The sequence below is a fragment of the Mesorhizobium sp. SEMIA396 genome, from assembly GCF_024518615.1.
Lineage (GTDB): Bacteria > Pseudomonadota > Alphaproteobacteria > Rhizobiales > Rhizobiaceae > Mesorhizobium.
Genome location: NZ_JANIFC010000001.1, coordinates 746,839 through 773,666 on the forward strand (window position 1 = coordinate 746,839; position 26,828 = coordinate 773,666).

Annotated in this window: 27 protein-coding genes; 12 read left to right on the forward strand and 15 right to left on the reverse strand. The window is 63.8% G+C overall.

Annotated elements, in window-relative coordinates; translation table 11 throughout:
- Positions 1-308: 308 nt before the first annotated feature.
- Positions 309-716 carry a carboxymuconolactone decarboxylase family protein gene (locus NP503_RS03755; RefSeq protein ID WP_127271484.1) on the forward strand — a complete coding sequence of 136 codons (408 nt, stop codon included), beginning with the start codon at positions 309-311 and terminating at the stop codon, positions 714-716.
- Positions 717-720: 4 nt separating this feature from the next.
- On the opposite strand, the gene NP503_RS03760 is transcribed toward NP503_RS03755, so the two are convergent.
- The 12 genes from NP503_RS03760 to NP503_RS03815 form a co-directional block, all read right to left on the reverse strand.
- Positions 721-1,608 (reverse strand): amidohydrolase, encoded by an 888-nt coding sequence (locus tag NP503_RS03760; RefSeq protein WP_164749096.1) that lies wholly within the window; start codon positions 1,606-1,608, stop codon positions 721-723.
- Positions 1,608-2,744, reverse strand: coding sequence for a VWA domain-containing protein (locus tag NP503_RS03765; protein WP_127271480.1), 1,137 nt, complete (start codon positions 2,742-2,744; stop codon positions 1,608-1,610). The genes NP503_RS03760 and NP503_RS03765 overlap by 1 nt, the downstream gene beginning before the upstream one ends.
- A 199-nt stretch (positions 2,745-2,943) precedes the next feature.
- Positions 2,944-3,825 carry a MoxR family ATPase gene (locus NP503_RS03770; RefSeq protein ID WP_127266796.1) on the reverse strand — a complete coding sequence of 294 codons (882 nt, stop codon included), beginning with the start codon at positions 3,823-3,825 and terminating at the stop codon, positions 2,944-2,946.
- An 8-nt stretch (positions 3,826-3,833) separates the two neighbouring features.
- A complete protein-coding gene (locus NP503_RS03775) occupies positions 3,834-4,838 on the reverse strand; it encodes a xanthine dehydrogenase family protein molybdopterin-binding subunit (RefSeq protein ID WP_023756899.1) in 1,005 nt (334 codons plus the stop codon).
- Between the two features lies 1 nt (position 4,839).
- Positions 4,840-6,207, reverse strand: coding sequence for a xanthine dehydrogenase family protein molybdopterin-binding subunit (locus NP503_RS03780; protein WP_127266795.1), 1,368 nt, complete (start codon positions 6,205-6,207; stop codon positions 4,840-4,842).
- 13 nt (positions 6,208-6,220) lie between these two features.
- Positions 6,221-6,703 carry a (2Fe-2S)-binding protein gene (locus tag NP503_RS03785; protein WP_127266794.1) on the reverse strand — a complete coding sequence of 161 codons (483 nt, stop codon included), beginning with the start codon at positions 6,701-6,703 and terminating at the stop codon, positions 6,221-6,223.
- Between the two features lie 58 nt (positions 6,704-6,761).
- The gene (locus NP503_RS03790; RefSeq protein WP_127266793.1) at positions 6,762-7,556 is read right to left on the reverse strand and encodes a xanthine dehydrogenase family protein subunit M; all 795 of its coding nucleotides are present in this window, start codon (positions 7,554-7,556) and stop codon (positions 6,762-6,764) included.
- A gap of 13 nt (positions 7,557-7,569) precedes the next feature.
- Entirely contained in the window at positions 7,570-8,013 is a 444-nt protein-coding gene (locus NP503_RS03795) for an SRPBCC family protein (RefSeq protein WP_127266792.1), read from the reverse strand.
- 130 nt (positions 8,014-8,143) lie between these two features.
- A complete protein-coding gene (locus NP503_RS03800) occupies positions 8,144-8,971 on the reverse strand; it encodes an AraC family transcriptional regulator (protein ID WP_127266791.1) in 828 nt (275 codons plus the stop codon).
- Positions 8,972-9,146: 175 nt separating this feature from the next.
- Entirely contained in the window at positions 9,147-9,914 is a 768-nt protein-coding gene (locus NP503_RS03805) for an SDR family oxidoreductase (RefSeq protein WP_127266790.1), read from the reverse strand.
- Positions 9,915-10,001: 87 nt separating this feature from the next.
- A complete protein-coding gene (locus NP503_RS03810; RefSeq protein ID WP_127266789.1) occupies positions 10,002-11,000 on the reverse strand; it encodes an ABC transporter permease in 999 nt (332 codons plus the stop codon).
- A 39-nt stretch (positions 11,001-11,039) separates the two neighbouring features.
- Positions 11,040-11,780, reverse strand: coding sequence for an ATP-binding cassette domain-containing protein (locus tag NP503_RS03815; protein WP_013530854.1), 741 nt, complete (start codon positions 11,778-11,780; stop codon positions 11,040-11,042).
- A 464-nt stretch (positions 11,781-12,244) separates the two neighbouring features.
- Between NP503_RS03815 and NP503_RS03820 the strand changes: the two genes are divergently transcribed.
- Positions 12,245-13,234 (forward strand): sugar-binding protein, encoded by a 990-nt coding sequence (locus NP503_RS03820; RefSeq protein WP_127266788.1) that lies wholly within the window; start codon positions 12,245-12,247, stop codon positions 13,232-13,234.
- 198 nt (positions 13,235-13,432) lie between these two features.
- Positions 13,433-14,215, forward strand: coding sequence for a FadR/GntR family transcriptional regulator (locus NP503_RS03825; RefSeq protein WP_127266787.1), 783 nt, complete (start codon positions 13,433-13,435; stop codon positions 14,213-14,215).
- A 24-nt stretch (positions 14,216-14,239) separates the two neighbouring features.
- Here the strand turns inward: NP503_RS03825 and NP503_RS03830 are convergent, their stop codons facing one another.
- Positions 14,240-15,178 (reverse strand): NAD(P)-dependent oxidoreductase, encoded by a 939-nt coding sequence (locus NP503_RS03830; RefSeq protein ID WP_127266786.1) that lies wholly within the window; start codon positions 15,176-15,178, stop codon positions 14,240-14,242.
- A 119-nt stretch (positions 15,179-15,297) separates the two neighbouring features.
- Here NP503_RS03830 and NP503_RS03835 point away from each other — a divergent pair, with 119 nt between their 5' ends.
- Together NP503_RS03835 and NP503_RS03840 are read left to right on the forward strand one after the other, a co-directional pair.
- Positions 15,298-16,194: an NAD(P)-dependent oxidoreductase gene (locus NP503_RS03835; RefSeq protein ID WP_127266785.1), complete on the forward strand. Its 897-nt coding sequence runs from the start codon at positions 15,298-15,300 to the stop codon at positions 16,192-16,194.
- Between the two features lie 102 nt (positions 16,195-16,296).
- A complete protein-coding gene (locus NP503_RS03840) occupies positions 16,297-17,073 on the forward strand; it encodes a FadR/GntR family transcriptional regulator (protein WP_127271478.1) in 777 nt (258 codons plus the stop codon).
- Positions 17,074-17,085: 12 nt separating this feature from the next.
- Here NP503_RS03840 and NP503_RS03845 read toward each other — a convergent pair whose 3' ends face one another.
- Positions 17,086-17,376, reverse strand: coding sequence for a DUF3175 domain-containing protein (locus NP503_RS03845; protein ID WP_127270870.1), 291 nt, complete (start codon positions 17,374-17,376; stop codon positions 17,086-17,088).
- Positions 17,377-17,547: 171 nt separating this feature from the next.
- Here NP503_RS03845 and NP503_RS03850 point away from each other — a divergent pair, with 171 nt between their 5' ends.
- The 7 genes from NP503_RS03850 to NP503_RS03880 all read left to right on the forward strand — a co-directional run bounded on the left by NP503_RS03850 (position 17,548) and on the right by NP503_RS03880 (position 25,550).
- Positions 17,548-18,777 carry an MFS transporter gene (locus NP503_RS03850; RefSeq protein ID WP_127270871.1) on the forward strand — a complete coding sequence of 410 codons (1,230 nt, stop codon included), beginning with the start codon at positions 17,548-17,550 and terminating at the stop codon, positions 18,775-18,777.
- A gap of 177 nt (positions 18,778-18,954) precedes the next feature.
- Positions 18,955-19,983 (forward strand): LacI family DNA-binding transcriptional regulator, encoded by a 1,029-nt coding sequence (locus tag NP503_RS03855; RefSeq protein WP_127271475.1) that lies wholly within the window; start codon positions 18,955-18,957, stop codon positions 19,981-19,983.
- A gap of 301 nt (positions 19,984-20,284) precedes the next feature.
- Complete coding sequence (locus NP503_RS03860; protein WP_127273383.1) at positions 20,285-21,412, forward strand: sugar ABC transporter substrate-binding protein; 1,128 nt, start codon at positions 20,285-20,287, stop codon at positions 21,410-21,412.
- Between the two features lie 79 nt (positions 21,413-21,491).
- Positions 21,492-23,039, forward strand: a complete 1,548-nt coding sequence (locus NP503_RS03865) for a sugar ABC transporter ATP-binding protein (protein ID WP_127270183.1) — start codon at positions 21,492-21,494, stop codon at positions 23,037-23,039.
- Positions 23,036-24,016, forward strand: coding sequence for an ABC transporter permease (locus NP503_RS03870; RefSeq protein ID WP_127270185.1), 981 nt, complete (start codon positions 23,036-23,038; stop codon positions 24,014-24,016). Before NP503_RS03865 ends, NP503_RS03870 begins: the two co-directional genes overlap by 4 nt.
- Positions 24,013-24,999, forward strand: coding sequence for an ABC transporter permease (locus NP503_RS03875; RefSeq protein ID WP_127271876.1), 987 nt, complete (start codon positions 24,013-24,015; stop codon positions 24,997-24,999). The genes NP503_RS03870 and NP503_RS03875 overlap by 4 nt, the downstream gene beginning before the upstream one ends.
- A 2-nt stretch (positions 25,000-25,001) precedes the next feature.
- Entirely contained in the window at positions 25,002-25,550 is a 549-nt protein-coding gene (locus NP503_RS03880; protein ID WP_127271875.1) for a gluconokinase, read from the forward strand.
- On the opposite strand, the gene NP503_RS03885 is transcribed toward NP503_RS03880, so the two are convergent.
- Entirely contained in the window at positions 25,545-26,696 is a 1,152-nt protein-coding gene (locus NP503_RS03885; protein ID WP_127271873.1) for a hypothetical protein, read from the reverse strand. The genes NP503_RS03880 and NP503_RS03885 overlap by 6 nt on opposite strands.
- Positions 26,697-26,828 lie beyond the last annotated feature (132 nt).

Below are 26,828 nucleotides of genomic sequence, written 5' to 3' on the forward strand. Positions count from 1 at the left end.
CGGTGCGTACGTCGATAATTGGCCGGGACGTCCATCCCTTCGTCATCCACGGGCGAAGCAAGGAGCGTAGCGACGCGGCGCAGACCCGAGGATCCATGCCGCGACTTCCATGCGTCGCTGCGGCGCAAGATTCTGCTCCGCCGCACACTTCGAGAGACGTCACGGAATGGATCCTAGGGTCTCCGCGACGGAGCTTCGCTCCTGCTTCGCCCTAGGATGACGAAGGTGAGGGGCTGAAAACCGATTCATCCAAGGTGGTTGGCCGTAATTGCTCAACACTTGATTCAATTCAAACGAAAGGGAACGCCATGGCCACGACGAAACTCCTCAGCGATGCCGAGGTCGAAAAGATCCCCGCCGTGAAAGCCGTGTTCGACGACATCCGCGCGACGCGCAAATCTGATTTCGTCAACAATTTCTGGCGCGGGCTGGCCAATGATCCTCCGGCGCTGAAGCGGATCTGGGAACAGTTGAAGGTGGTGATGGTCGCCGACAGCGCCATCGATCCGCTGACCAAGGAGATGATCTACATTGCTGTCTCGACCGCCAATGGCTGCTCCTACTGCGTCCACTCGCACACGGCGGCGGCCCGCGCCAAAGGCATGACCGATGCGCAGCATGGCGATCTGGTGTCGATCATCGGGCTGGCCGGCCAGACCAACCATCTGGTGACGGCGATGCAGATTCCGGTTGACCCGCAGTTCGAGGTGAAGTGAGGCCTCACACCGGCCGGTAAACCTTCTCCGCCGTGTTCCAGAAAATATCCGCCTCCGCCGCCGCACCATGCCTGGCCACCGCATCGCGGTGCGTCTTGATCAGCTCGGCGTGGCTGGTCCAAAGCTTCTCGATCGGAAAGTTCGAGCCGAACATCAGATGGTCGGCGCCCAATATGTCGATCGCATTGTCGACGATATAGGCGATCAGAGCCGGGTCGTTGCGGTGGACGAAGGTGCCGAGGCCGGAGAGCTTGGCGTAGAAGTTGGGGGCGGCTGCAAGCGTGCGCAGGCCTGCCTTCCAGGCTTCGGTGGTTTCCGGCTCCATGCCGGTCAGCATACCGGCATGGGTGAGGATGAAATTCGTCTCCGGGTTTTCGCCGACCAGCGTCAGGCCGTCCTTCATCTGAGCGGGGAAGAGCTGCAGGTCGAAGGAGAGGCCATAGTCCTTGAGCCGCGCCACATTGGCGCGCACCTTGGGGTCGATCACCTGGTCGGCGGAGGCGGCGAAGCGGAAGGCCGGGGTCTCGTGCCAATGCAGTTGCATGCGCACGCCGCGCAGCAGCTTGTATTTCATCAAGCGATCGATCTGCGGTCTGATATCCTCGACTGTCATGTCGGTGTAGCCGACAATGGCATGCGGCCAGCCGGTTTCGTCGGATGTCTTCTGCAGGAAGGCGACTTCCTTCTCGAAATCCTCCTTGGCCCAGTTGGTCTGGACATAGACGGCCTTTTCGACGCCTGAATCCCTCTGGTCCTCGAGAAATTCCTCGATCGGGTAGTCGCGCCGGATCGGCTCGTAGGGACCGAAGATGCGCGGCACCATCGGCCCGACCAGCCAGGGCTGGTCCTTTTGGCGCCAGATGTGGAAATGCGCGTCGATGGCTTTCTGCATCACGAAACCCTCTTCCAGATTGTCGCCGCCGCTGAAGCAGGGCGGGCGAGCGACAGGATGAAATCGGTGAGGCTTTTCACCGACGAGCCATCGACGAGGTCGTCCAGGTCAGGCAGGATGGCACGAAGTGCAGCCGTTGCCGGCCGGAAGCGCGGGTCGCCGGCTAGCGGTGTGGCCAGCGACAGCCGGAAAGCGCGGGCGCTCAGCCGTCGCATGGCTGTCTCCAACTCGCCATGATCGCCGCGCTCCAGCGCGTCGGACAGGATCACGACCGTGGCACCGCGTGCAAACGACGAAAAGCGCGGCACCGAGAGGAAGGCGAGCAGCGTCGGTCCCATGCGGGTGCCGCCGTCCCAGTCGTCGACCTGGGCAGCGGCGCGCGCCAGCGCCTGGTCGCGGTCGCGGATGCGCAATGCCGTGGTGATGCGCGTCAGCCGCGTGCCGAAGGTGAATATCTCGGCGCGGTCGGCACCTTGCACGGCCGCATGTGCCAGCTTGAGATAGTCCGCTGTGTGCAGCTTCATCGAGCCGGAAACGTCGATCAGCAGCAGCAGCTTGCGCGGTACGGTCTGGCGGCGGCGCAGCAGCGGCGAGGGCACGTCGCCATCGGCGCTGACGATTTCCCTGAGCGATCGGCGCAGATCGAGCTTACCGCGCGAGTGGGTGCGTATCGTACGGAAGGAGCGCCGGGCTGGTAAAGCGGTCGAGAGTTTGCGACGAAAGGCGGTCAGCCTGTCATCGTCGCGCTGGAAGTCGCGGACACTCAACTGCTCCAGGGCCGAAGAGAGGTCGCCGCCCTCTTGGCTTTGTTCGGCCTCGAGCCGTTCGTCGTCGGCGCCGCCATCATCCTTGATGCGAGTTTCCTCGTCGGCGTCGCCTTCGACCACGGCGGACGTATTGCCATAAAAATGGCTCTGGAAATGCGCCTCGAATTCGTCGCGGCGGTCGGGCGGCGGCGCCAGCGTGGAAAGGGCGGCCTCGCGGATGTCTGCCATCGAGCGCGGCCCGAGCAACGTCACCGCCTGCATGAAGCCGGAGACCTGCTCGGGGGCGATGGCGAAACCATAGCGGCGCAGCAAGCGGCCGAAGCTGAGGAAGGGCGCAGCGGCGCGAGGCAAGCTTGTTTCCCGCATCATTGCGTGGCGCCCCCCTCTGTCCTGCCGGACATCTCCCCCTCAAGGGGGGAGATTGGCAGGTTCGACGCTTCGCTCTGTTCGGCGACGTGAGCGATTAGCGAAAGCGGGGATGACATCCGATCTCCCCCCTTGAGGGGGAGATGCCCGGCAGGGCAGAGGGGGGCGCTCTCCCGCCAGCATTGCAAAATGACCTCCCGCGTCACGCCAGCGCCTCCTCGACGATCCGGCCAAGCTCCGGTGCGATGTAGGAAAGGTCTTCCTCGTCCTTGATCAGCACGCCGATGGCGCGGCGGAAGGCTTCCGGCCACGGGCTGCCGCCTCTCTCCAGGATGGTCGCCGCGTTGGCCCATTCGACGGCCTCGGCGATGCCGGGCGGCTTGGCCAGCGGCCGAGCGCGAATGGTCTGCACGGCTGTCGCCACGGCGCGCGCCGTTGCTTCAGCCACATTGCCGGCGCGCAGCATGATGATGGCGGCCTCGCGCTCGGCGTCGGGATAGCCAATCCAATGATAGACGCATCGGCGGCGCAGCGCTTCGGCGAGCTCGCGGGTGCGGTTCGAGGTCAGGATGACGATCGGCTGCGCCGTGGCGCGGATGGTGCCGCGCTCGGGAATGCTGATCTGGAAATCGGACAGGAATTCCAAAAGCAGCGCTTCAAATTCGTGGTCGGAACGATCGATCTCGTCGACCAGCAGCACGCGTTGTTCCGGCGCCTTCAGCACCTGCAGCAGCGGCCGGGCGATCAGGAAACGGTCTTCATAGATGTCGATCTCATGCTCGCCGGCATGGCGGATGGCAAGCAATTGGCGCTGGTAGTTCCATTCGTAGAGCGCGTGCGCGGCGTCGATGCCTTCATAACATTGCAGCCGCACCAGATCGCGGCCGAGCAGCTCGGCGATCGCTTTGGCCGCTTCCGTCTTGCCGACGCCCGGCGCGCCTTCGAGCAGCAGCGGCTTGCCCAGCCGGATTGCCAGGAAGATGGCGGTCGAAAGGCTTTCATCGGCCAGATAGCGCGAGGCGGCCAGATGCTGCGCCACCGCCTCCGGCGAGGTCGCTGATGTCTCGGCGCTTGTCCCGGTCATTTCGGCCCTCAGTTCGCCGCTTGCGCCTTCAGCGCGCGCAGGATGCGCTCCGGCGTGATCGGCAGCGTGTCGATGCGCACGCCGACGGCGTCGAAGACGGCATTGGCGACCGCCGGGATCTGTGGGTTGGCGCACATTTCGCCCGGCCCTTTGGCGCCGTATGGTCCGTCCGCCGATGGCCGCTCCAGCACGATGATCTCGGTCTCGGCGAGGTCGCCGGGACCCGGCATCAGATACTGGTTGAAGTCGGTGCCGCCATGATCGCGGTTGGGATAATAGGGCTCGGTCGTCTCGTAGAGCGCATGGCTGATGCCCATCCACGAACCGCCGACCAGCTGCTGTTCGACCATTTTCGGGTTCAGCGCGCGGCCGATCTCGAAGACGTTCTTCACCGTCAGTACGGTGACCTCGCCGGTTTCGTCGTCGACCTCGACCTCGGCCACGGTGCAGGCATGCGCGTAGCAGGTCGACGGCTTCATCGCGCCGGTTTCTTTCTCGGGATAAGAGCGCGGGATCAGGAACATGCCGCGGCCCGAGATCGAGCGGCCGCGCTTGAAATGCGCCGACAGCGCGACATCGAAGATCGAGATCGACTTTTGCGGCGCGCCCTTGACCAGTATGTTGCCCTGGCCGTCGGTCTCGAGGTCGGATGCATTCACCTCCAACTCCTCGGCCGCCACTTCCAGCATCACCTGGCGGGCTTCCCTTGCCGCCTGGATGACGGCGTTGCCGGCGCGGTGTGTGCCGCGCGAGGCGAAGGTGCCCATGCAGTGCGGGCCGGTGTCGGTGTCGGCGGTGTCGACGACGACACGGTCGGTCGGCACGCCGATCGTCTCGGCGCAGATCTGCGCCATGATCTGCTTCATGCCCTGGCCGAGATCGACCGATGACAGCGTCACCATGAAATTGCCGGTCGGCGTCGAATGCACCAGCGCCTGCGTCGGGTCGCCGCCGAGGTTCATGCCGGTGGGATAGTTGATCGCGGCAACGCCGCGTCCACGCCTGATCGCCATCTCAAGCTCCCTTCACGTAGGATGACATCGCCATGTATTTCTCCGCCACCGGCCAGTTGGCGGCGCGCGAGGCTTCCTGCATGCATTCGATCAGCGCCGCGCCCTCGGTCGGCTGGCGGTGCGCTTTCATATCGCCGTCGCGATAGGCGTTGATGAAGCGGAATTCGAGCGGGTCCATGCCGATCAGCCGCGCCAGCTTGTCCATCTGCACCTCCAGCGCGAAATCGCCGATGGTGACGCCGAAGCCGCGCATGGCGGAGGAGGGCGTGCGGTTGGTGTAGACGCAGTAGGTGTCGATCCAGACGTTCGGGATAGTGTAGGGGCCGGGATAGTGCCCCGCGCCCTTCTGCGCGCCATAGGGCGAGTGGCGCGAATAGGCGCCGGCATCGGTGTAGCCAGTGACCTTGCGCGCGACGATGCGGCCGTCCTTCATGACGCCGTCCTTGATGACGACCTTTTCGGCCGCGCGTGGCGACGATATCTGCATCTCCTCCTCGCGGCTGTAGATAAAACAGACTGGTCGTCCGGTTAATTTTGCGCCGAGGATGGCGATCGGCTCGACGATGACGTCGACTTTGCCGCCAAAACCGCCGCCGACGGTGCCGCCGACGAAATGCAATTTGCTGCCGGGCATCTGCAGGATGATCGAGGTGTTGTCGAGCGTGAAGAACATCGCCTGCGTGTTGGTGTAGCAGGTGAAGCGGTCATTGCCCTCGGGTGCCACCACGCAGCCGGTGGTCTCGGTCGGCGCATGTTCGATCGGCGAGGACTGGTAGCTCTCCTCCAATATGTGGTCGGCGCCGGCGAAGCCCGCCTCGACATCGCCGAAGCGCACCTTGCGGCACTCGCCGCTGTCGTAGAGATAATAATTCTGGCCGTGATATTCGTTGACCAGCGGTGCGCCGGGCTTCAGCGCCTCTTCCATATCGAAGACGGCCGGCAGCACCTCATAGTCGACCTTGACCTTGGCTGCGGCCTCTTGCGCGGCACGCTCGGTTTCGGCCAGCACCGCCACTACGGCCTCGCCCTTCCAGCGCACCTTGCCGTCGGCCAGTACGGTCTCGTCCTCCGGCCCGACCTGGATCAGGATCAGGATGGTGTAGACATTGTGCGGCACGTCCTTGGCGGTCAGAATTTTCACCACACCCGGATGCTTTTCCGCTTCCGACGTGTCGATCGAGCGGATGCGGGCATGGTGATGCGGGCTGCGCACCATCTTCAGGTGCAGCATGCCGGGGAAATTGCGGTCGGCGAAAAAGGCGGTCTTGCCGGTGACATGGCCGGGTGAATCGGAGCGCGGCCGAGGTTGGCCGATCTCGTGCAGATCATCTTTGCGGACATCGGCGAAGTAGTTCTTGCGCAGTTCCATTCTTTTGGACCCCTCAGGCCGCGTTCTGCGAATTGGCGCGGGCGGCAGTCAGCACCGCCTTGATGATCGGTTCGTAGCCGGTGCAACGGCAGATGTTGCCCGATAGCGCCTCGACCACCTCGTCGCGGCTGGGGTTGGGCGTATGATCGAGCAGCACCTTGGCCGCCATGATCATGCCCGGCGTGCAGAAGCCGCATTGCGTGGCGAAGGTGTCGAGGAAGGCGCGCTGCAGCGGGTGCAGCACGCCGCTTTCCGAAAGCCCTGAAGTCGTGCTGATGGCCGCCCCATTGCAGGTTTCGGCCAGCGTCAGGCAGGAGAGCCTGAGTTCGCCGTCTATGATGACCGAACAGGCGCCGCAGGTGCCTTGATGGCAGCCGCCTTTCGGCGAGGTGTCGCCGATCTTGTCGCGCAGCGCCTGGAGCAGCGTCGTGCCGCTGTCGATGAATTCGGCCTTTTCCGAGCCGTTGAGCGTGAATTGAACCGGAACCTTTGCCATGTTTTCCTCCCAGCGCGCCTGCCCAACCAGCGGACAGACGCGCGCCCCCGAACGAATATTAAGCGAGCAGCAACCGGCCGAGATGAACCGGCAGGACTTCGGCGCGATACCAGGCGCTGGCGATCGGGTCGGTGATGGGCGAGATGCCATCGCCGGCCGCGGCCAAGGCCGGCGCGATGCCGTCAGCGGTCAGCGTTCGGCCGATCAGCGCTTTTTCCGCCGCCCTGGCGCGCATTGGCCGATCCGCCATGCAGCCGAGCGCGATCCGCGCCGAGGTCACGGTGCCATCCGACGACAGTTCCAGAACGGCGGCTATGCTGAGCACAGAGACGCCCTTGGGCTTGACCCTCGACACTTTCAGGAAGCGGAAACTGTCGGCCTTCGGAAGCGTGAAGCTCACGGAAGTGACGACGGCGCGGCTGCCGTCCCGATTGGCCAGAAAAGTCTCGATCGGCGTTTGCCCGTCATCGGTGCCGACCGTCGCATCGAGCGCCAGCAGGGCAACGGCGAAATCGCCATAGGGGGCCGGGGCAAAAAGATTGCCGCCGATGGTCGCCATGTTGCGGATGGCCGGGCCGCCGACGGCGCGAGCGGCCTTGGCGAGCGTGCCGAGCTCCGGATGACTGGCGATCGCCGCCATCGTCACCGAAGCGCCGATGCGGACTTTGCCGCCGGCAACAGCGATGGTGGACAAAGACGGCTCGGTCGACCTGACAAGGCCGGAAACCGAAACATCGCCTTCATTGGCCGCGCGGACGACCAGCGTGCCGCCGCCGAGATAGCGTGTGCCCTGGGCTTTCAGTGCCGCGTTCGCGTCTTTCACCGTTGCAAAGGTCTGCAGTGCCAGCGCCATGGTTTGGCTCCTGTCAGCTCTGGCCGGCGAAATGGCTTTTCAGGGCGTTGAAGCCGCCCTGAAAGACATTCGCGCCCATGCCCTCGGCCAGCTTGTCTGCCTCCTCGGGCGCGGCGTCGAAGCTGGCGGTCCATTCGGCGTAGGTGCGGTCGCCATCGGTCACACGCCGCAGCTGCAGGGTCGCCTTGTGATTGGTCAGCGGTTGCGGCGTCTCGAGGATGGAGTAGCTGACCAGGAAATTCTGATCGGAGAAGTCGAGCAACTTTTCGCGCAGGCGGGCGCCGCTGGCGAGCTGGAAATTGCGCACGCAGCCGATCATGGTGGCATCCTTGCCGTCTTCAATGTGGCTCTCCACCATGCGCGGATGCCAGCCCGGCAGCCCGTTGAAGTCGCGTATGCGCGCCCAGACCTTTTCGACCGGCGCGTCGATGACGCTGGATATGGTGACTTTGGCCATTCAAATGTTCCCTTGCAAAAGCGATCCGGTGCAAGGGTAGGGCGGCCATTTCAGCGGCGCTTATCAATGCGTCTTGAGCGTGTATCAAGGAGTCTGAAAAACAGTCGACATTGACTAAACGAGGACAGGCTCAGGCAATCGCCCGCGCGGCCTCGCGGTAGAGCGTCGGCGGCACGCCGACATGGTCGCGGAAAAAACGCGAGAAATTGCCCTGCGTGGTGAAGCCGAGATTGCAGGCGACCGAGATCAGCGGCTCCCGCGACCATTGCAGCTGCCGCACCGCTTCCTCCATGCGCAGCGTGTTCCAGTAGACATTGGGCGTCAGATTGGTCTGTTCCTTGAACAAAGCGAAGAAATGCGGTCGCGACAGGCCGACGCTGCGCGCCACGTCGTCGAAGCAGATGCGCTCGCAGACATTGGCCTTCATCAGCTGGATTGCCTTGCGGACACGAAAATCCTGCATGGTGTTGATGCGGACACGGGCCTCCTGCGGCGCCGAGGCGTCGGCGGCGTCGAGCACGCTATCGATGAAACGCTCGATCTCGTAGTTGGCGATATCGTCGACGCTCTCATTGTCGCTGAGGTGGTCGAGCAGATTGGCGGCGGCCTGATGCAGCCACGGTTCCAGCGTGATCGCGGCTTGTGAAAACAGCGGTGCCGACGAAGGCAGGTCGCGGCGGCGCCGCGCCCAGTCGGGATCGATGTAGAAGGCTAGAAACAGACCGGGCGTCCCGTTTTGCGACAGAACATGGCTGTGCGGCTGGAAGGAGTTGATGCCGGCGGCCGTTCCAGGTCCAAGCCGGACGGTCTCGCGGCCGATGGTCATTTCGCCGGCCGTACCTTCCAGCCAGATGATCAGATGGGCCTCGACATGGGCATGGGTGACGAAGTCGCTTGCGACATTCAGGATAGATACATGTCCGAACCGGCCCCAGTAGAGCCTGATCGCTTCCGTCATGGGTATATCCTCCCGCAGACGACTGGCCTCCCTTCGTCTGCAACAGGGATTGTGCGGCTGAGTTCGGGGCCGCGTCAAGACGCGCGGGGGCGGCGAGGGCGAATGACGGCCGATGCGGCCGGATTTTCAGACTGAGCGATAGGTTTCCTCTCCTCCCACAAGGGAAGAACGCCCCTCAAACCGAAGCCGTCATGCCGCCATCGACATACAGTGTATGGCCGTTGACGAAAGACGATGCGTCGGACGCAAGGAACACGGCGGCGCCGATCAGCTCGTCGACAGCGCCCCAGCGTCCGGCGGGCGTGCGCTTTTCCAGCCAGGCGGAAAATTCCGGATTGTCGACCAGCGCCTGGTTCATCTCGGTGCGGAAATAGCCGGGCGCGATCGCATTGATCTGCAGGCCGTGTTTGGCCCAGTCGGCGCACATACCCCTTGTGAGGTTGCGGATCGCGCCCTTGGTCGCGGTGTATGGTGCGATGTTCGGCCTTGCCAGTTCGCTCTGCACCGAGCCGATGTTGATGATCTTGCCCTTGCCGCGCGGGATCATGTGGCGGGCGACCGCCTTGCCGACATGGAAGGCGCCCGACACATTGGTCTTGAACAGGCGCTCCCATTGCTCCTCGGGAAAGTCCTCGAGCGGGGCGCGGAACTGCACGCCGGCATTGTTGATGAGGATGTCGATGGCGCCGATCTCGGCCTCGATGCGGGCAATGTCCTCGTTGACCGCCTGAAAATCGGTGACGTCGAAGGTCGAGGTGTGCGCCTTGAAGCCGGCATTGCGCAGCTTTTCGACGGCACCGCCGATCCTGGCGGCGTCGCGGCCGTTCAGCACCACGCTTGCCCCATGTTCAGCCATGCCCCGAGCCAGCGCGAAGCCGATGCCCTGGCCGGAGCCAGTCACCAGCGCCAGCCGCCCCTCGAGGCTGAACAGGGAGTTGGCCATCAAACCGTCTTTTGTTTGACCATGATCTCCGGACAAACGGTTCCGTTTGTCCGAGAAAACCGGTTTCCACTTTTCGGGATCATGGTTCTAGTCACTGCGGCGGAAATTGCGGATGCGGTCGAACAGCACCGCCAGCAGGATGGCGCCGCCGATGAACACGCCTTGCCAGAAGGCATTGATGCCGAGCAGGCCGAGACTGTTGCGGATCACCTCGATCAGGGCCGCACCGACGATGGCGCCAAAGGCGGTGCCGACGCCGCCAGCCAGATTGGCGCCGCCGATGACGGTTGCGGCGATTACCTGCAGCTCCATGCCGGTGCCGAGATTGGTGGTGACGGCGCCCAGCCAGCCGGTCTGGATGATGCCGGCAATGCCGGCCGACAGCGCCGAGATCATGTAGACGGCAACCTTGATCTGGCGCACCGGAACGCCGGTCAGCGTTGCCGCGTGCTCGTTGCCGCCAATGGCAAAGATGTGGCGGCCGAACTTCGTCCAGCGCAGGATAAAGCCGGTGATCAGCGCCAGAAGGATCATGTAAAGCACCGGATTGGCGATGCCGAACACCCAGGCGCCGCCGCCCAATGACAGAAGCTTGGCGTGGTCCGGCCCGAACTGGAAGACGACGGTGTTGTTGGAGGCGACCATGGCGAGGCTGCGGGCGATCGACAGCATGCCGAGCGTCACCACAAAGGGTGGAAAGCCGAGATAGGCGATCAGCACGCCGTTGAAGGCGCCAATGGCGAGCGCGGTGGCAATGGAGGCCAGGATGCCGACCTCGATCGAGTAGCCGGCATGCATGGTGACGGCCAGCACCATTGACGACAGGCATAGTACCGAGCCAACCGACAGGTCGATGCCGCCGGTGATGATGACGAAAGTCATGCCGAGCGCGATAATGGCGACGAAGGTGATGTTGCGGGTGATGTTGTAGAGGTTCTTCGAGGTGGCGAAGGCGTCGGTGGCAAACGATAGGAACACGCAGGCAAGGATGACCGCGATCACCACCCAGAAGGTCTGGCTGGCAAACACTCTCGCGGCCAAGGATTGCTGCTTGTGTTCGATCGGCTGGTCAATTGTCAGTGCCATCGTCGACCTTCATCTGCTGCGTGGTGAAATTCGCTGAAATCAAACCTGTTCGATGGCGCCGGTGATCAGCCCGGTGACTTCCTCGGGCGAGCTCGACGCAATCGTCTTGTCGGCGACCTTGCGGCCGCGCCGCATGACGATGACGCGGTCGGCGACGGTGAAGACGTCAGGCATTCGGTGGCTGATCAGCACGACGGCGATGCCCTGATCGCGCAAATGGCGGATCAGGTTCAGCACTTCGGCGACCTGGCGCACCGAGATCGCCGCCGTCGGTTCGTCCATCAGCACGATCTTGGCCTGCGACAGCATGGTGCGGGCGATCGCCACCGCCTGGCGCTGGCCACCCGACATCTGCTTGACGAGGTCGCGCGGACGGGTTTCGGACTTCAATTCGGCAAAGAGCTGGCCGGCACGCTTGTACATCGAGGCATAGTCGAGGATGCGGAACGGCCCGACGCCGCGCCGCAGCTCGCGGCCGAGATAGACGTTGGCGGCGGCAGTCAGATTGTTGCAGAGCGCAAGGTCCTGGTGGACGATCTCGATGCCGTGCTGGCGGGCTTCCGCCGGCTTGTGCAGGATCAATTCCTTGCCGTCCATGTGCATGGTGCCATGGCTCGGGCGGAAATTGCCGGCGATCATCTTGACCAGCGTCGACTTGCCGGCGCCGTTGTCACCCATGAGGCCGACCACCTGTCCGGGCTCGATCGACAGCGAAACGTCGTTGACAGCCTGGATGGCGCCGAAATGCCTAGAGATGTTGGTGAGTTCGAGAACCGCCACCAGCCTTTGCCTCCCCGTGATTTGCGACCTGCCGCTGTTCCCGGCGTGGATGCCGACGCTGCTTAGGCCTCGCTCTCCCCGGCTCCTCCCGAAGACGGCGTTAGCGTTCTTTTACGCAAAAGCCGGCGCACGTCAATCAATTGTCGGACGAATTGGGCCAGGACTATTTTAAAAATCCGTTTTGTAGGACAAATAGCATTGACGTTGGCGCCAAGCCGATATTAGCTAAGCGTCGGAGGAGATTATGCCGATCCCCGCTGGCGGTTCGCCGGCCGGAATCGGCGGAGGTTTGACGGCCCAGCATCCGGCGACACCTGTGTGTGAGCTGATCTGAAGCCGAATCTGGAAATGCTTATCGATCTGTCCTGGCGACACGAGCGCTCGAAACGACCCTCGGTCATCACGCATCCGGTCGATCTGTATGGCGGGCACGCCGTGTCCGTTTGTTTCAAGGGAGGACTGACATGAGGAAGACACTTTTGCTCGCCGCCGTCGCCGCAATGGCGTTGGGTGCCGGGCCGGCTTTGGCCAAGAAACAGCTCGTCATTGTCGTGAAAGGTCTCGACAATCCGTTCTTCGAGGCCATCCACCAGGGCTGCGAGAAATGGAACAAGGAAAACGCCAGCTCGGAGTATGAATGCTTCTACACCGGTCCGGCGTCGACTTCGGACGAGGCCGGCGAGGCGCAGATCGTCCAGGACATGCTGAGCAAGGCCGACACGGTGGCGATGGCGATCTCGCCGTCCAACGCGCCGCTGATCGCGCAGACGATCAAGAGCGCCAATCCGACGATCCCGATCATGACGGTCGATGCCGATCTCAGCAAGGAAGACGCAGGTCTTCGCAAGACCTATCTCGGTACCGACAATTACCTGATGGGCAAGAAGATCGGCGAGTACATCAAGAAGGGCAAGCCGAATGGCGGCACGATCTGCACCATCGAAGGCAACCCGGCAGCCGACAACATCCTGCGCCGTGCGCAAGGCATGCGTGACGCACTGTCGGGCAAGGAAGGCCTTGCGGCACTTGCCGGTGAAGGTGGCTGGACCGAAGTTCCCGGCTGCCCGGTGTTCACCAATGACGATGGCGCCAAGGGCGTGCAGGCGATGACCGACATCCTCGCCGCCAACCCCAAGCTGGACGCTTTCGGCATCATGGGCGGCTGGCCGCTGTTCGGCGCGCCGCAGCCCTATCGCGATCTGTTCGGACCGCTCAAGGACCGGATCGCCAGCAACGACTTCGTCATCGGCGCCGCCGACACGATTGGCGACGAAGTGGCGATCGCGCGTGACGGCCTTGTGACTGCTCTTGTCGGTCAGCGTCCATTCGAAATGGGCTACAAGGCACCGTCGGTGATGATCGACCTGATCGAAGGCAAGCCCGTCGCCGATCCGGTGTTCACCGGCCTCGACGAATGCACCAAGGATACGGTCGACACCTGCATCCAGAAGTAGGTTCTCGATGACGGGGCGCCCGGTTGCGGGCGCCCCGTCATTCCTGAACGGAAGCGATAATTCCCGAACGGACGCAATGGTTGGGGCAACCGGCTCCGGCTTTGCCGCGTCCGTGATCTGGGTTTTTCGGCAACGAGATCGGCGCCCGTGCGGTTCGGACCAGTCCGGACGACAGACGGTCGACGCATTGGAACGTGGATGCCGGACGAGAAATCAAGCAAGCGAACCGACCCGGCCAAGCCACAAGCCAGCCGCAGCCCGGCTGTCATGCGCAAGGCCGGTGCCGCGCATTTTGCGGGAGCGAGCGTCCATGTTTCGCTGGCCGGCGAGATTGGCCTGCGGATCGTGCGTGGCGACTATCCGCCCGGTACCATCCTGCCCAACGAGTCCAGATGGGCCGAGATATTCAATGTCAGCCGTTCGGCGGTGCGCGAAGCCATCAAGATGCTGATGGCGAAAAGCCTGTTGGCCTCACGCCCCAAGATCGGCAGCTGGGTCGAGCCGAGGGAGCGCTGGAACCTGCTCGACCGCGACGTTCTGGCCTGGTACGCGACGGCGCCCGACCGCGAGGCGTTCCTGCGAACCGTGCAGGAGTTTCGTCATATCATCGAGCCGGAAGCGTCGGCCTTTGCCGCCATGCGGCGCAGCGACGAGCAAATGGCGGAAATCAGCCAGGCCTGCCGCGAAATGGGCGAGGCCTTGAGCCTGCAGGAGCGTATCCGCGCCGACACGCGCTTTCATCTGGCCATCCTGCGCGCTTCCGGCAACGACCTTCTGGTGCCGCTCGGCGTGCTGATCGAGTCGGCGCTCGACCATCTCTTCGCATTCACGACGCAGCAGGTCGCCGATCAGCGCCAGGCGCAGAAGCTGCATGAGGCGATCGAAAGGAACATCCGCCTGCAGCGCCCAGCCGCCGCGCGCAACGCCGTGCACAAGCTGCTTGCAGATACCGACGATGGGATAGGGCGGTGGAGGCGGTGATCGGCGCCAGCCTTGGGTAATCGGTCAAATGGTCTGCTTCTTCCCATCCTTCATCGGCATCAGGTCGACACCGTTCACCCCAGCGATATGCGTAGCCAGCATCGGCACGAATTGCTCGGCCGGCCCGGTTGCATGGGCACCGGCGAAGGAGTTCTTGGTGGCGTTGCCGAGCGGATTGGCAATACCGGCCGCACCCGCCATCGATTCCAGATAGGTCAGGTCCTTGAAGGCATTGGCGATGGTGAATTTGTGCGCGTCGCGGTCACCTTCGAGCGTCCAGCGCATGAAGGTCTGGTAGAAGCCGCAATCCATGCGGCCATTGCGAATAACGCTGTCGAAGCGCGGCGGCGAGATGCCGACCTTCTCAGCCAGCGCCAGCGCCTCGGAATAGATCGCGGCGTAGCCGAGCGAGATGAAATTGTTGAGCAGCTTCATGCGATGGCCGTCGCCGGTGTCGCCGATATGGACGATGCGGCCGGCCCAGGTTTCGATCACCGGCTTCACCCTGGCAAAGAGGGCGTCCGGCGCGCCGACCATCGCGTCGAGCGTGCCTTCCCAGGCTTCCTTCGGCGTGCGGCTGAGCGGCGCGTCGACAAAATCGATGCCGAGCGCCTTGAGTTCCTCTGCCAGCGCCACCGTCGAGACCGGATCGGAGGTCGAGCAGTCGACGACGACCGAGCCCTTTTTCAAGCCCTCCTTGAGGCCGCCGGGGCCGCGAATGATGGCTTCGACCTCGCGCGAACCGGTGACGCAGATGAAGACGATATCAGATGCCGCCGCCACATCGCGCGAGGTCGATGCTTCCGTGGCGCCGCGGCCAAGCAGGTCTTCCGCCGGTTTGCGGTTCTTGCGGCCGAGGAAGGTCAGGCTGTAGCCCTTGTCGACGATGTTCTTGGCGATCCCGTGGCCCATCAGGCCAAGCCCGATGAAGCCGATCTTTTCGCTCGCGGCAGTCGTGTTCATGTCTTCAAGTCCTGTTGCAATGATTGATGTCAGGCACTGCCGTTTTGCAGGCGAGGGTGGTTGCGGATGGCGATATTGTCTGACAATACACATAAATTCCTGAGGATGTGGAGAGCAAAATGACGAAGCGGATCATGTTCACCGGCGGCAGCGGCAAGGCCGGACGCCATGTCGTCCAATATCTGGTCGAGCAAGGCTGCCAGGTGCTCAACATCGACACCAAGCCGCTCGACAATCCCAAGGTGCGCACGCTGATTACCGACATCACCGACAGCGGGCAGGTGTTCAACGCACTGTCGAGCTATATGGGCCTGCATGAATTCGACCCCTCGCTGCGCCCGCAGCCGGTCGATGCGGTGGTGCATTTCGCCGCCATCCCGCGCATCATGATCACCACCGACAACGAGGTGTTCCGCATCAATGCGCTCGGCACCTACAATGTCATCGAGGCGGCGGTTAAGCTCGGTATCCGCAAAATTATCATCGCCTCCAGCGAGACGACTTATGGGCTTGTGTTCGCCAACGAGCCGCGCGATCCCAAATATTTCCCGCTCGACGAGGAGTATGATGTCGATCCGATGGACAGCTATGCTTTGTCCAAGGTCGTCAACGAGAAAACGGCGCGGGCCTTTGCGCAACGCAACGGCACCGACATCTACGCCCTGCGCATCGGCAACGTCATCGAGCCGCACGAATATTCGCTGTTTCCGAAATGGTTCGCCGATCCGGGTTTCCGCAAGCGCATCGCCTGGAGCTATGTCGACGCGCGCGACCTTGGCCAGATCACGCTGCGCGCCATCGAGAAGGACGGGCTCGGCTATCAGGTGTTCAACGCGGCCAATGACGACACCTCGTCCGACCTGCCGACTGCCGAACTCCTGAAGCGGTTCTACCCCGGCGTGACGGTCAAGGCCGAACTCGGCGAATACGAGACGCTGCTCTCCAACCGCAAGGCGCGCGACGTGCTGGGCTTCCGCCCGGAGCATAGCTGGCGCAAATACGTCAAGCAGGACTGATCCGCGAAGCAATCGGGGCTGATCTGTGCACAGCGGGCGGCTTTGCGGTGCAAGCCGCTTGCCGCGCTTGACAGCCTGCTTAATACGGACTTTCTGGAACCCATGCGGGACGCGAAGCCGAACAAGGAAAAATCGTTGGGGAAGGCGGTCTCCGGGGACCGTCCGGGCGGCGTTCGCCGCGCCGACGCCGCGCGTATCCCAGGCTCCAGCGTCCACGCCTCGCTGGCCAGCGAAATCGGCCTCAGGATCGTGCGCGGCGACTATCCGCCCGGCACCATCCTGCCCAATGAAGCGAAATGGTCGGAGACCTTCAGCGTCAGCCGCTCGGCGGTGCGCGAAGCCATCAAGATGCTGATGGCCAAGAGCCTTTTGGCCTCACGTCCCAAGATCGGCAGCTGGGTCGAGCCGAAGGAACGCTGGAACCTGCTCGATCGCGATGTGCTTGCCTGGTACGCGACGTCGCCGGATCGCGAAGTGTTCCTCAAGACGGTGCAGGAATTCCGCCACATCATCGAGCCGGAAGCGACCGCGTTTGCCGCCATGCGAAGAACCGACGAGCAGATGGCCGAGATCAGCCTGGCCTGCCGGGAGATGGGAGAGGCGACGAGCCTGCAGGAGCGGACCCGTGCCGACACGCGCTTCCATCTTGCCATCCTGCGGGCTTCGGGCAATGACCTTCTGGTGCCGCTCGGCGTACTGATCGAGTCCGCGTTCGATCACCTCTTTGCCTATACGACGCGGGAGATCGACGATCTCAACCACGCGCAGAAGCTGCACGAGGCGATCGAGAAGAACATCCGCTTGCAGCGCCCCGACGCCGCGCGCAATGCAGTGCGCAAACTGCTCGCCAACACAGACGGCGTCATCCGCGCCCGGTAGGGCCGGCCGCCGCTAATCATCCTTGTCACGTCCGAAGGCGCTGCGCAGTTCGTCCTTGGCGTCCTCAAGCACTTTTTTGCGCGCGGCAGGCAAGTTCTTGCCGGCGCGGTTGATGTAAAAATTCAGCATCGACATGGCGGATTGGAAAGGCTCGGCCTTGCGCCTGTGGCTGTGTTCGGCGGATCGTTTCAGCGAGCCGGCGATCTTCCTGGCGTCGTCGGATTCGAAGACGTGATCCTCAAGATCCATTGCGTTGCTGTGCTCGGTCACCTCGGCCGACCATTTTTTCCTGGTGGCGGTCATCGCTGGACTCCTTTGCAGGGTGGGTTGCCGGGAAAACTCTGCACATCGGCATCGGTTCCGGCCTGGCTCTGGAGCCACGGATTTGCCCGCTGTGGCGCTGCTGCGGCCTGAGAATGCGCCGATAGTGGCGCAAACGGCAGCCGATCTCCGAGACCGCCGACAGGAAACGCCTTGACCCGAACCGACAGCATCCAGCCCGGCCCCGGCATCGACAGCTCCTATGCCTGGATGCGGCTTGCCATCTCGATGCTGCTGGCGACGATCGGCGCCGTGGGCATGTGGGCTGTCGTCGTCGTGCTGCCTGCGGTGCAGGCCGAGTTCGGCGTCGACCGCGCCGCGGCGTCCATGCCATACACCGCGACCATGGTCGGTTTCGCCGCCGGCAACGTGCTGGTCGGCCGCGCCATCGACCGGATGGGTTACTGGATCCCGGCGCTGCTCTCTTCGATTGCGCTTTCCGCCGGCCTGCTGCTCGCGGCGCTGTCGACCTCGATCCTGCAATTCACGCTTGCCCAAGGAGTGCTGATCGGTGTCGGCACGTCGGTGATCTTCGGGCCGCTGATCGCCGATATCTCGCACTGGTTCAACCGTCGTCGCGGTGTCGCGGTCACGGCGGCGGCGGCCGGCAATTACCTTGCCGGAGCGTTGTGGCCGACCATCATGCCGACGCTGATGAAGGCGGAAGGCTGGCGCTTCACCTATGCGGCAATCGGCATCTTCTGCCTGGTGACAATGGTGCCGCTGGTGCTGATGCTGCGGCGCGGTGCCCCGGCGGCGGCCGTCGCGGGTTCGCCCGGAAGCCGATCGGTGCAGCCGATCTCGCTGTCGCCGGCGGCCTTGCAGGTGCTGCTGGTCGTCGCCGGGCTCGGCTGCTGCGTGGCGATGTCGATGCCGCAAGTGCATATCGTCGCCTATTGCATGGACCTCGGCTACGGCGTGGCGCATGGCGCCGACATGCTGTCGATCATGATGGCCGGCGGCGTCGTCAGCCGGCTGGCGTCCGGCTTCCTCGCCGACCGTATCGGCGCGGTGTGGACATTGATGATCGGCTCGGTGCTGCAGTGCCTGTCGCTGCTGTTCTATATCCCGTTCGACGGGCTTGCCTCGCTCTATGTGGTGTCGCTGGTGTTCGGCCTGTCGCAGGGCGGCATCGTGCCTTGCTACGCGATCATAGTGCGCGATTACATGCCGGCCAGGGAGGCCGGCCAGCGTATCGGCATCGTCATGATGGCGACCATCTTCGGCATGGCGATCGGCGGCTGGATGTCGGGCTGGATCTACGATTTGACTGGTTCCTACGCCGCCGCATTCCTCAACGGCATCGCGTGGAATTTGCTGAACCTGGTGGCGATCGGGCTGCTGTTCTGGAAGGCACGGCGCAGCACAGCCGTGACGGCCTGAGCTCACCGTGCCCAATGGTCCGGGAGCTGCGCGGCTTGACAACCACCCAAGGCTGCGCGACGCCGGAAGGCGAATGGGTGCGGCAACAGGCCGGTTTGGCATGACGACGGTGGCAAAGACCCCGAATATGGTTCCAAAGGCGCTTGGCTGCACAAGCCAGTCGCCAGGAGTGCGTCCTTGACCAAGCCGCGCTCGCGCCGGGGCGGCGGTCGCCCGACCATCGCGGATGTCGCACGCAAGGCCGGCGTCGGCGCCATCACCGTGTCGCGCGCCCTGCGCGAGCCGGAGCGTGTGTCCGAAGAGCTGCGCCGCCAGATCCAGGCCGCCGTCGACGAACTGGGCTACGTGCCGGACCCGAATGCCCGGGCGCTCGCCTCGGCGCGCGCCGAGGTGTTCGGCGTGCTGGTGCCGTCGCTGACCAACAACGTCTTCGCCGAGGTGGTGCGCGGCATCTATGACAGCCTGTCGGCCAGCCCGTTCCGCATCCAGCTTGGCAACACCCACTATTCCGGCCTCGAGGAAGAGCGGCTGCTGCAGGTGTTCGGTTCGCAACGGCCAGCCGCGCTGATCGTCGCCGGCATCGATCAGACACCGGCTTCGCGAAAGCTGCTGGAAAGTGCCGGCTGCCCTGTGGTGCAGGTCATGGAAACCGGTCCAGATCCGGTCGACATGATGGTCGGCTTCTCGCATCTCGATGGCGGCAGGGCGGCGACCGAGCATCTGATCGAGGCGGGCTATCGCCGCATCGGCTTCATCGGCGCGCGCATGGATCCGCGTTCGCAGCGGCGCCTTGCCGGCTATCGCGCGGCGATGGAGGCCGCGGGCCTGTTCGACTCGCGCCTCGTAACCACCACGCCGGTGCTGTCCAGCGTGTCGCTCGGCCGCGAGATGTTCCGCGACGCGCTGGCCAAGGTGCCGACACTCGACGGTGTCTTCTGCAACAATGACGATATCGCGCTCGGCGTCTTGTTCGAATGCCATCGCGCCTCGATCGCGGTGCCGAAGACGATCGGCATCGTCGGTTTCAACGATCTCGACATGATGCAGGTGGCGTTTCCTTCGGTCACTAGCATCCGCACCCATCGTTATGAGATCGGCCGGCGTGCCGTCGCCATGGCGCTGGCGGCGATCGCCGGCAACAGACCGGAGCAACGGATCGTCGACCTCGGTTTCGAACTCAAGCGCCGCGAGAGCACGGCGCGTTGAAACGCACAGGAGCGACTGTGCGAATGCCGGTTTACACGCCAATTTGGTAGCGCTACCATCTCCTCCGGGCAGGTGTATCAACGATAGTTTGCGCCTGTTTATTATACATAAGTGACAACTAATACTTGTTTATTATGGATAATATGATAGTTTTCGCCCCGCTGGCGGCGACAAGGGAGGAACCGGGTCGGCCACCACCGGCGACCAAGGAAGCGCATGACGAGGCGGGAGGTGCCGGTCCATCGCGCGAAAAATTCGCATTGCGAAACGACAATCAGAACTGCAATCGGGAGGATTATCGATGATCAAGTCACTTGTTGGTGGCGTCGTTGCCGCCACTGCATTCGTCATGCTCAATTCGGCCGCCATGGCCGCCGGACCCGAAATCGTGTCGGGTCCCGCCGCTCAGGCGGACTGTTTCGCGCCGTGGAGCGCGGAGACCAAATTTTTCAAATATCCCAAGAAGGAAGGGCCGTTCCGCATCGCCTTCGCCAATGGCTATATCGCCAACACCTGGCGTATCCAGATGGTGCAGACAGCCAAGGCCTACGCCGCACAACCTGAAGTCAAAGCCAAGATCAAGGAATTCAAGGTCGTCTCGACGGGCGAGGACGTGCCGGCGCAGATCTCGGCGATCAACAATTTCATCGATTCCGGCTATGACGCCATCGTCACCGACGCCCAGAACCCGACAGCCTTCGGTCCGGTCATCAAGCGCGCCAAGGAAGCCGGCATCGTTCTGGTCGCCTTCGACAACATCCTTGACACCAAGGATGCCATCAACGTCAATGTCGATCAGAAAGGCCTTGGCGAATTGTGGGCCAAGTGGCTGGTCGCCAAGATACCGAATGGCGGCAAGATCCTGGAAGTGCGCGGCGTCGCCGGCACCTCCGTCGACACCGACCGCCACAACGGCATCCACGAGGTCTTCGCTGCGTCCGGCAAGAAGTGGGACGTCACCGAAGTCGCCGGCAAGTGGGATGACGGCGTGGCACAGAAAGTGACCGCCGATGCGATCGCCACCAACGGTCCGTTCGACGGCATCACCGGCCAGGGCGGCGATACCGGCATCGTGCAGGCGATGATCGACGCCAAGCATCCGTTCGTGCCGTTTGGCGGCGAGACCGAGAACGGCTTCCGCAAGTTCTGCGCCGCGCATTCGGCCGACGGGCTGAAGTGCTCGTCCGCCGGCTCGGGTCCGGCTCAGGTCGCCGTCGCCATCAAGACCGCGATCGCCGCACTCGAAGGCGAGGTGGTACCACAAGAGGTGAAGCTGCCGCTGGCGATCGCCGAAGACCCGAACTTGAAGGAAGGCACGGATTACTTCCCCAAGGAATCCGACAATTTCTTCGTCGGCAATTCCTTCCCGACCTGCGGCATCAATTTCAGCGCCCAGGAAATCATGGGTCAGACCAAGGAAAACCAGTAAATCATCGCTGGCTGTCACCCGGCGCCGCGGCTTGAGCCGCGGCGCTTGTCTCAATTCCACAATCGCCCTGGGAGGGCCGATGGACGGTGCGGCTCCGCTCTTTCGTATGGAAGGCATATCCAAGCGCTATGGCGGTGTACGCGCGCTGGAGAAGGCCGAGCTTGTCGTCGAAGCCGGCAGCATCCACGCCATTCTCGGTGAAAACGGCGCCGGCAAGTCGACGCTGATCAAGGTCATGGCAGGTGTCGTGGCGCCCGATGAGGGCCGCATGACGCTGGACGGGCGCGAGGCGACCTTCGCTTCTCCGGGGGCCGCCAACAAGGCCGGCATCGTCTGCATCTTCCAGGAACTGTCGCTGGTCCCCGAGCTCAGCGTTGCCGACAACATCGTCATTTCCGACCCGCCCAAACGCTTCGGCATGATCGACCGCAAGGCGCAGCGCCGCATCGCCGAAGAAGCACTTGCTCGTGCCGGCGCCGCCGACATCCACCCGCTGGCGCTGGTCAAGGACCTACCGCTGTCGCGCCGGCAGATGGTCGAGATCGCCAAGGCATTGGCACGCAAGCCGCGCATCCTCATCCTCGACGAAGCGACCTCGGCGCTGACGGCAGCGGATGTCTCGAAGATCTTCGCAGTGCTCAAGCGGCTGCGCTCGGAAGGGCTGGCGCTGCTTTACATCTCGCACCGCATGAACGAGATCGCCGAACTGGCGGATCAGTGCACGGTGTTCCGCAACGGCCGCAATGTCGCCAGCTATCCAGCCGGCTCGAAGAGCGACAATGAGGTGGTCGAACTGATGATCGGCCGCGAATACAGCCATATCTTTCCGCCCAAGCCGGCGGCCGTGCCTGCCGCCGCGGCCCCCAGGCTCGAGGCCCGCAAGCTCTCATGGGCCGACCGGCTGCACGACATCTCGCTGACCGTCAGGGCAGGTGAGGTGGTCGGCCTTGGCGGCCTCGACGGCCAGGGCCAGCGCGAATTGCTGCTCGCCTTCTTCGGCGTGCTGCGGGGCCTCAGCGGCCAGATCCTGATCGACGGCAAGTCGGTCTCGATCACCAGCCCATCCGTTGCGCGCGACGACGGCATCGGCATGGCGCTGATTCCCGAGGACCGCAAGACCGAAGGGCTGATGCTGCCGATGACGGTGCGCGAGAACCTGTCCTTCGCGGCGCTCGACCGGCTGTCGAAAGCCGGCATCATCGACCGTGCCGCCGAGCAGCGGCTGATCGACGACATGGTAGGCCTCTTGGCGATCAAGACGGCGGGCCTCGACATTCCGGTCGGCGCGCTTTCGGGCGGCAACCAGCAGAAAGTGGTCATCGCCAAATGGCTGATGCGCCAGCCACGCATCATCCTGCTCAACGATCCGACGCGCGGCATCGACGTCGGCACCAAGCAGGAGCTGTACCAGCTGATGCGCAAACTGGCCGACGCGGGTGCTGCGATCCTGTTCTACTCGACCGACTATGATGAACTGATCGGCTGCTGCGATCGCGTGCTGGTGCTCTATGACGGGGCGGTCAAGCGCGAGCTGGTCGGTGCCGAGATCACCGAGCGGGCGCTGATATCAAGCGCGCTCAATATCCATGGCGAGGACAGCCCGGTGGGCCTGGGAGCAAGCGCGTGAAAGATTGGCGCTACTGGCTGGCCGAGCAGCGCGGAACTCTGCTGGCGCTCGGCATCTTCATCGTCATGTTCGTCATCTACACCTCGAACCATCCGGCGGGCTTCACCGCCAATGTCGTGCAGACGGCGTCGAACAAGGGCGTGCTGCTCGCCTTTGTCGCCATGGCGCAGACGCTGGTGGTGATCACCGCCGGCATCGACTTGTCCGTCGGTATGATCTTCCTGCTCACCAACTGCCTCGCCTCCTGGCTGGTGGTTGGCACGCCGATGCAGACGACGCTCGGTGTCATCGCCGTGCTGGCGGTGGGGCTGTTGTGCGGCGCGATCAACGGCGCCATCGTCATCTATGGCCGGCTGCAGCCGATTGTCGCCACCATTGCCACTGGCGCCGTCTATTACGGCATCGGCCTTTTGCTGCGGCCATTCCCTGGCGGCTCGGTCAATGAGGATCTGGCCGATGCGCTGACCGGCCGTGTGTTCGGCGTGGTGCCGGCGAGCCTGGTCGTCCTGCTGGCCATCGTGCTGGTGATCTGGGTGCCGTTCAGCCGCTCGGTGCTCGGCCGCGCGGCCTACGCGGCCGGCTCGTCGGAGACGGCGGCCTACATGTCCGGCGTGCCGATCCGGCGCGGCAAGTTCGCTGCCTACACGCTGGCCGGCCTGCTGGCGGCGATCGGCGGACTGTTCCTGACTTTCTTCACCTATACGGGCGAGGCGGCCTATGCCAGCGGCAACTCCTACACGCTGTTTTCGATCGCAGCCGTGGTGCTCGGCGGCGTCTCGCTGTTCGGCGGCAAGGGCAGCGCCATCGGCGCCATCTTCGGCGCGCTGGCCTTCCGCACCATCGGCGACCTGTTGTTCGTCTTCGATTTCGATCCGCTCTGGCAGCCGCTGTTCCAGGGCGTTATCCTGCTGGTCGCCGTCAGCCTCGGCGCCTTCGCCCTGTTTCGGGTCCGCAACCGGCTGGAGTGGTTCCTGTGAGCGAAACGACACTTGGCGGCATTGCCGGCCGCATGCCCAGATTCATCCGCCGCGCCGATCCGGCGGTGCTGACGGCCTTTGCCTGCATCGTTCTCTTGCTGTTCCTGGGCAGCCTCTATTCCAGAAGCTTCCTGTCGCCTGAATATCTTCTGCAGCAGCTCAAGGTGGCTTCGTTCCTCGGTGTCATCGCAACCGGCATGATGCTGGTCATCCTGCTCGGTCAGATCGACCTGTCGGTGCCATGGGCGGTGGCGGCGGGCGCCATGATGGCCTGCGCTGCGGCGGCGTACGGCCCGGTCGGCGTGGCGCTGGCCATTCCGTTCGGTATTTTCTGCGGCATGCTGATCGGCGTCGTCAACGGCATCGGCGTCGCCTATCTGCGCATCCCCTCGATGATCATCACATTGGCCACCAACGCTGTCGCGCAAGGGCTGATGGTGGTCTACACAGGCGGCTTCTCGCCGCAGGATTCGGCAACGGGCGCGATGCGCTACCTGGCGACCGGCTTCGCCATTCCGGGCGTGCCCAACGCGGTTATCATCTGGGCGCTGATCGGAGCCGCGATGGTGTTCGTGCTGACCCGTACCAGCTTCGGCCGCACCGTCTACGGCATCGGCAACCGCGAACGCGCGGCCTATCTCTCCGGCATCGATACGCGGCGCGTGGTGATGATCGCCTTCGCCGTCTCCGGCGGGCTCTCGGCTTTCGGCGGCGCGCTTCTGGCTGGCTATGCCTCCAAGGCGGCGCAGTCGATGGGCGACGCTTATCTGCTGCCGTCGATCGCCGCGGTGGTGCTTGGCGGCACCTCGATCCTGGGCGGACGCGGCTCTTATCTCGGCACTGTCGCCGGTGTCATCCTCATCACGCTGCTGCAGTCCATTCTGTCGGTCATGCAGATGCCGGAGGCGGGGCGGCAGATCATCTACGGCGTCGTCATTGTCGCCATGCTGTTGCTCTACGGCCGCGCGCCGGCAAGCCGCTGACCGTGGACGAAAAGGCAACACAGGCGCCAGCGGGCGCTCCCGGCTCGGTGCCTCCGGCCATCGTGGTGATGGGCGTCGCCGGCTGCGGCAAGTCGGCCGTCGGTATTGCGCTGGCGGCCGCTCTGGGCGTTGCCTTTATCGAGGGCGACAAGCTGCATCCGCCGGAAAACGTCGCACGCATGGCAAGCGGCGAACCGCTTACCGATCAACTGCGCGAAGGCTGGCTCAACGCGATCGGCGAGCGCATCGCGGAGTCGGTGGGCAGCGGACAGGGCGTGATTGCCGCCTGCTCGGCACTGAAGCGCAGCTACCGCGACCGGCTGAGCAGCTTCTGCCCGGAAATCGTCTTCCTCTATCTGGAGATCGACCCTGCCACGGCCAGGCAGCGTGTCGGCAGCCGCAAAGGCCATTTCATGCCGGCAAGCCTGGTCGACAGCCAGTTCGCCATCCTCGAGCCGCCGGTTGCGGAAGAGCGCGCCTTGACACTCGATGCCACACGTCCGGTCGGTGAGCTCGTCGCCGGCGCGGTCCGCCTGATACGCCGGTCATGAGCCTTCATCCATTCCGATGCCGGTGCTGTCCGGCGCCTCGGTCAGCCGCTGCCGGCGGGACCACGTCAGCATCTGCTCGGGGTAGAGCCTCAGCGCTTCCAGCAGGCGGTCGCGCTTGAGCAGGATGTAGTGCGCCTGCACAGCCATGTTCTTGGCGCCATCCCTGGCGGTGTCCTTCGCCGGGGTTACAGATGCCTCCGGCGTCAACTCGGGGCTGAGCACGGCGCGGTACTCGATGAAGGGAACCACTTCGAAGGTCGACATGGCAAACAGGGCGGTTCTGCCCCTGGCGGCAAAATTCGCCGGCGCCGAGGCGAGGTGCGTCCAGCCGCTTTCGCCCATGGCTGCCTCGGTGAAAGTCGTGCCGGCATGGACGGTGTTGGTCATCGTCACCACGCCATTCTGCTTCAGGATCTTCTTGATGCGGATGGTGACTTGGTAGGCATCGTCGCGATCAAAGGCGACCCGGCTTTTCAGGAACCGGTTTTCGACATTGACCAGCGGCGGGTTGAGGAAACGCAGGCCGAACGCGCTTTCGGAAATACCGTGGGTGTTGACGCTCACCTGATGCGCCTCGACACCGGCCTCGTATAGCGCGCGCTTGCCGATGATGGTCTGGGCGGTGAATTGATCGCACCAGAGGATGGCGCCGTGGCCGCGCTGCAAGGCCGACCGCAGCCCCTCCAGCCCCTCCAGCCGGATCGTCGGCGACCAGCGGCCAGCCACCAGATGTGCGGCAAGCTGCAGGCGGCGCCGATGGCGCGCCGCCAGCAATCCCTCGAACAGCTTGCGTGTATCGATGCCATCGCCAAGCACCGCGCGTGTCGCGGCCGCGTAGGCCGGGAATTCCTTGCGCATATGGCGCTTGAGGCGAAACCTCGATATGCGGCCGCAGATCGGCGCCCACCAGCGCACCGGCAGCGCCGCTGCCACCACGAGATAGAAGACGGACAGCAGGCCTTCCCGAAGGTCCTTGTTGGAAAAGCGGCGAAGCCGGCCGGGGTGAACCAGCTTGCGGCTGAAGAAGCGGACGTCCTCCGCCCGTTCCGGGACGAAGACGTCGGCGATGATTTCAGTGCGGAAACTGGCTGCCGATGGCAGCTTGCGGGCGGCCTTGCGGGATTTTGCGAACCACCACAGCCTCATCGGTCCAGCCCGTTCTTCGACCCCCGCTTTACTGCGTCGGCTTGGGACGTGCAAGGTCATGTCCGCGCTCAAGACTTCTGCAAATTTCGCTTGCCCTCTACCTGGGGGACAGGCGCGTGCAACGCGAGCTGG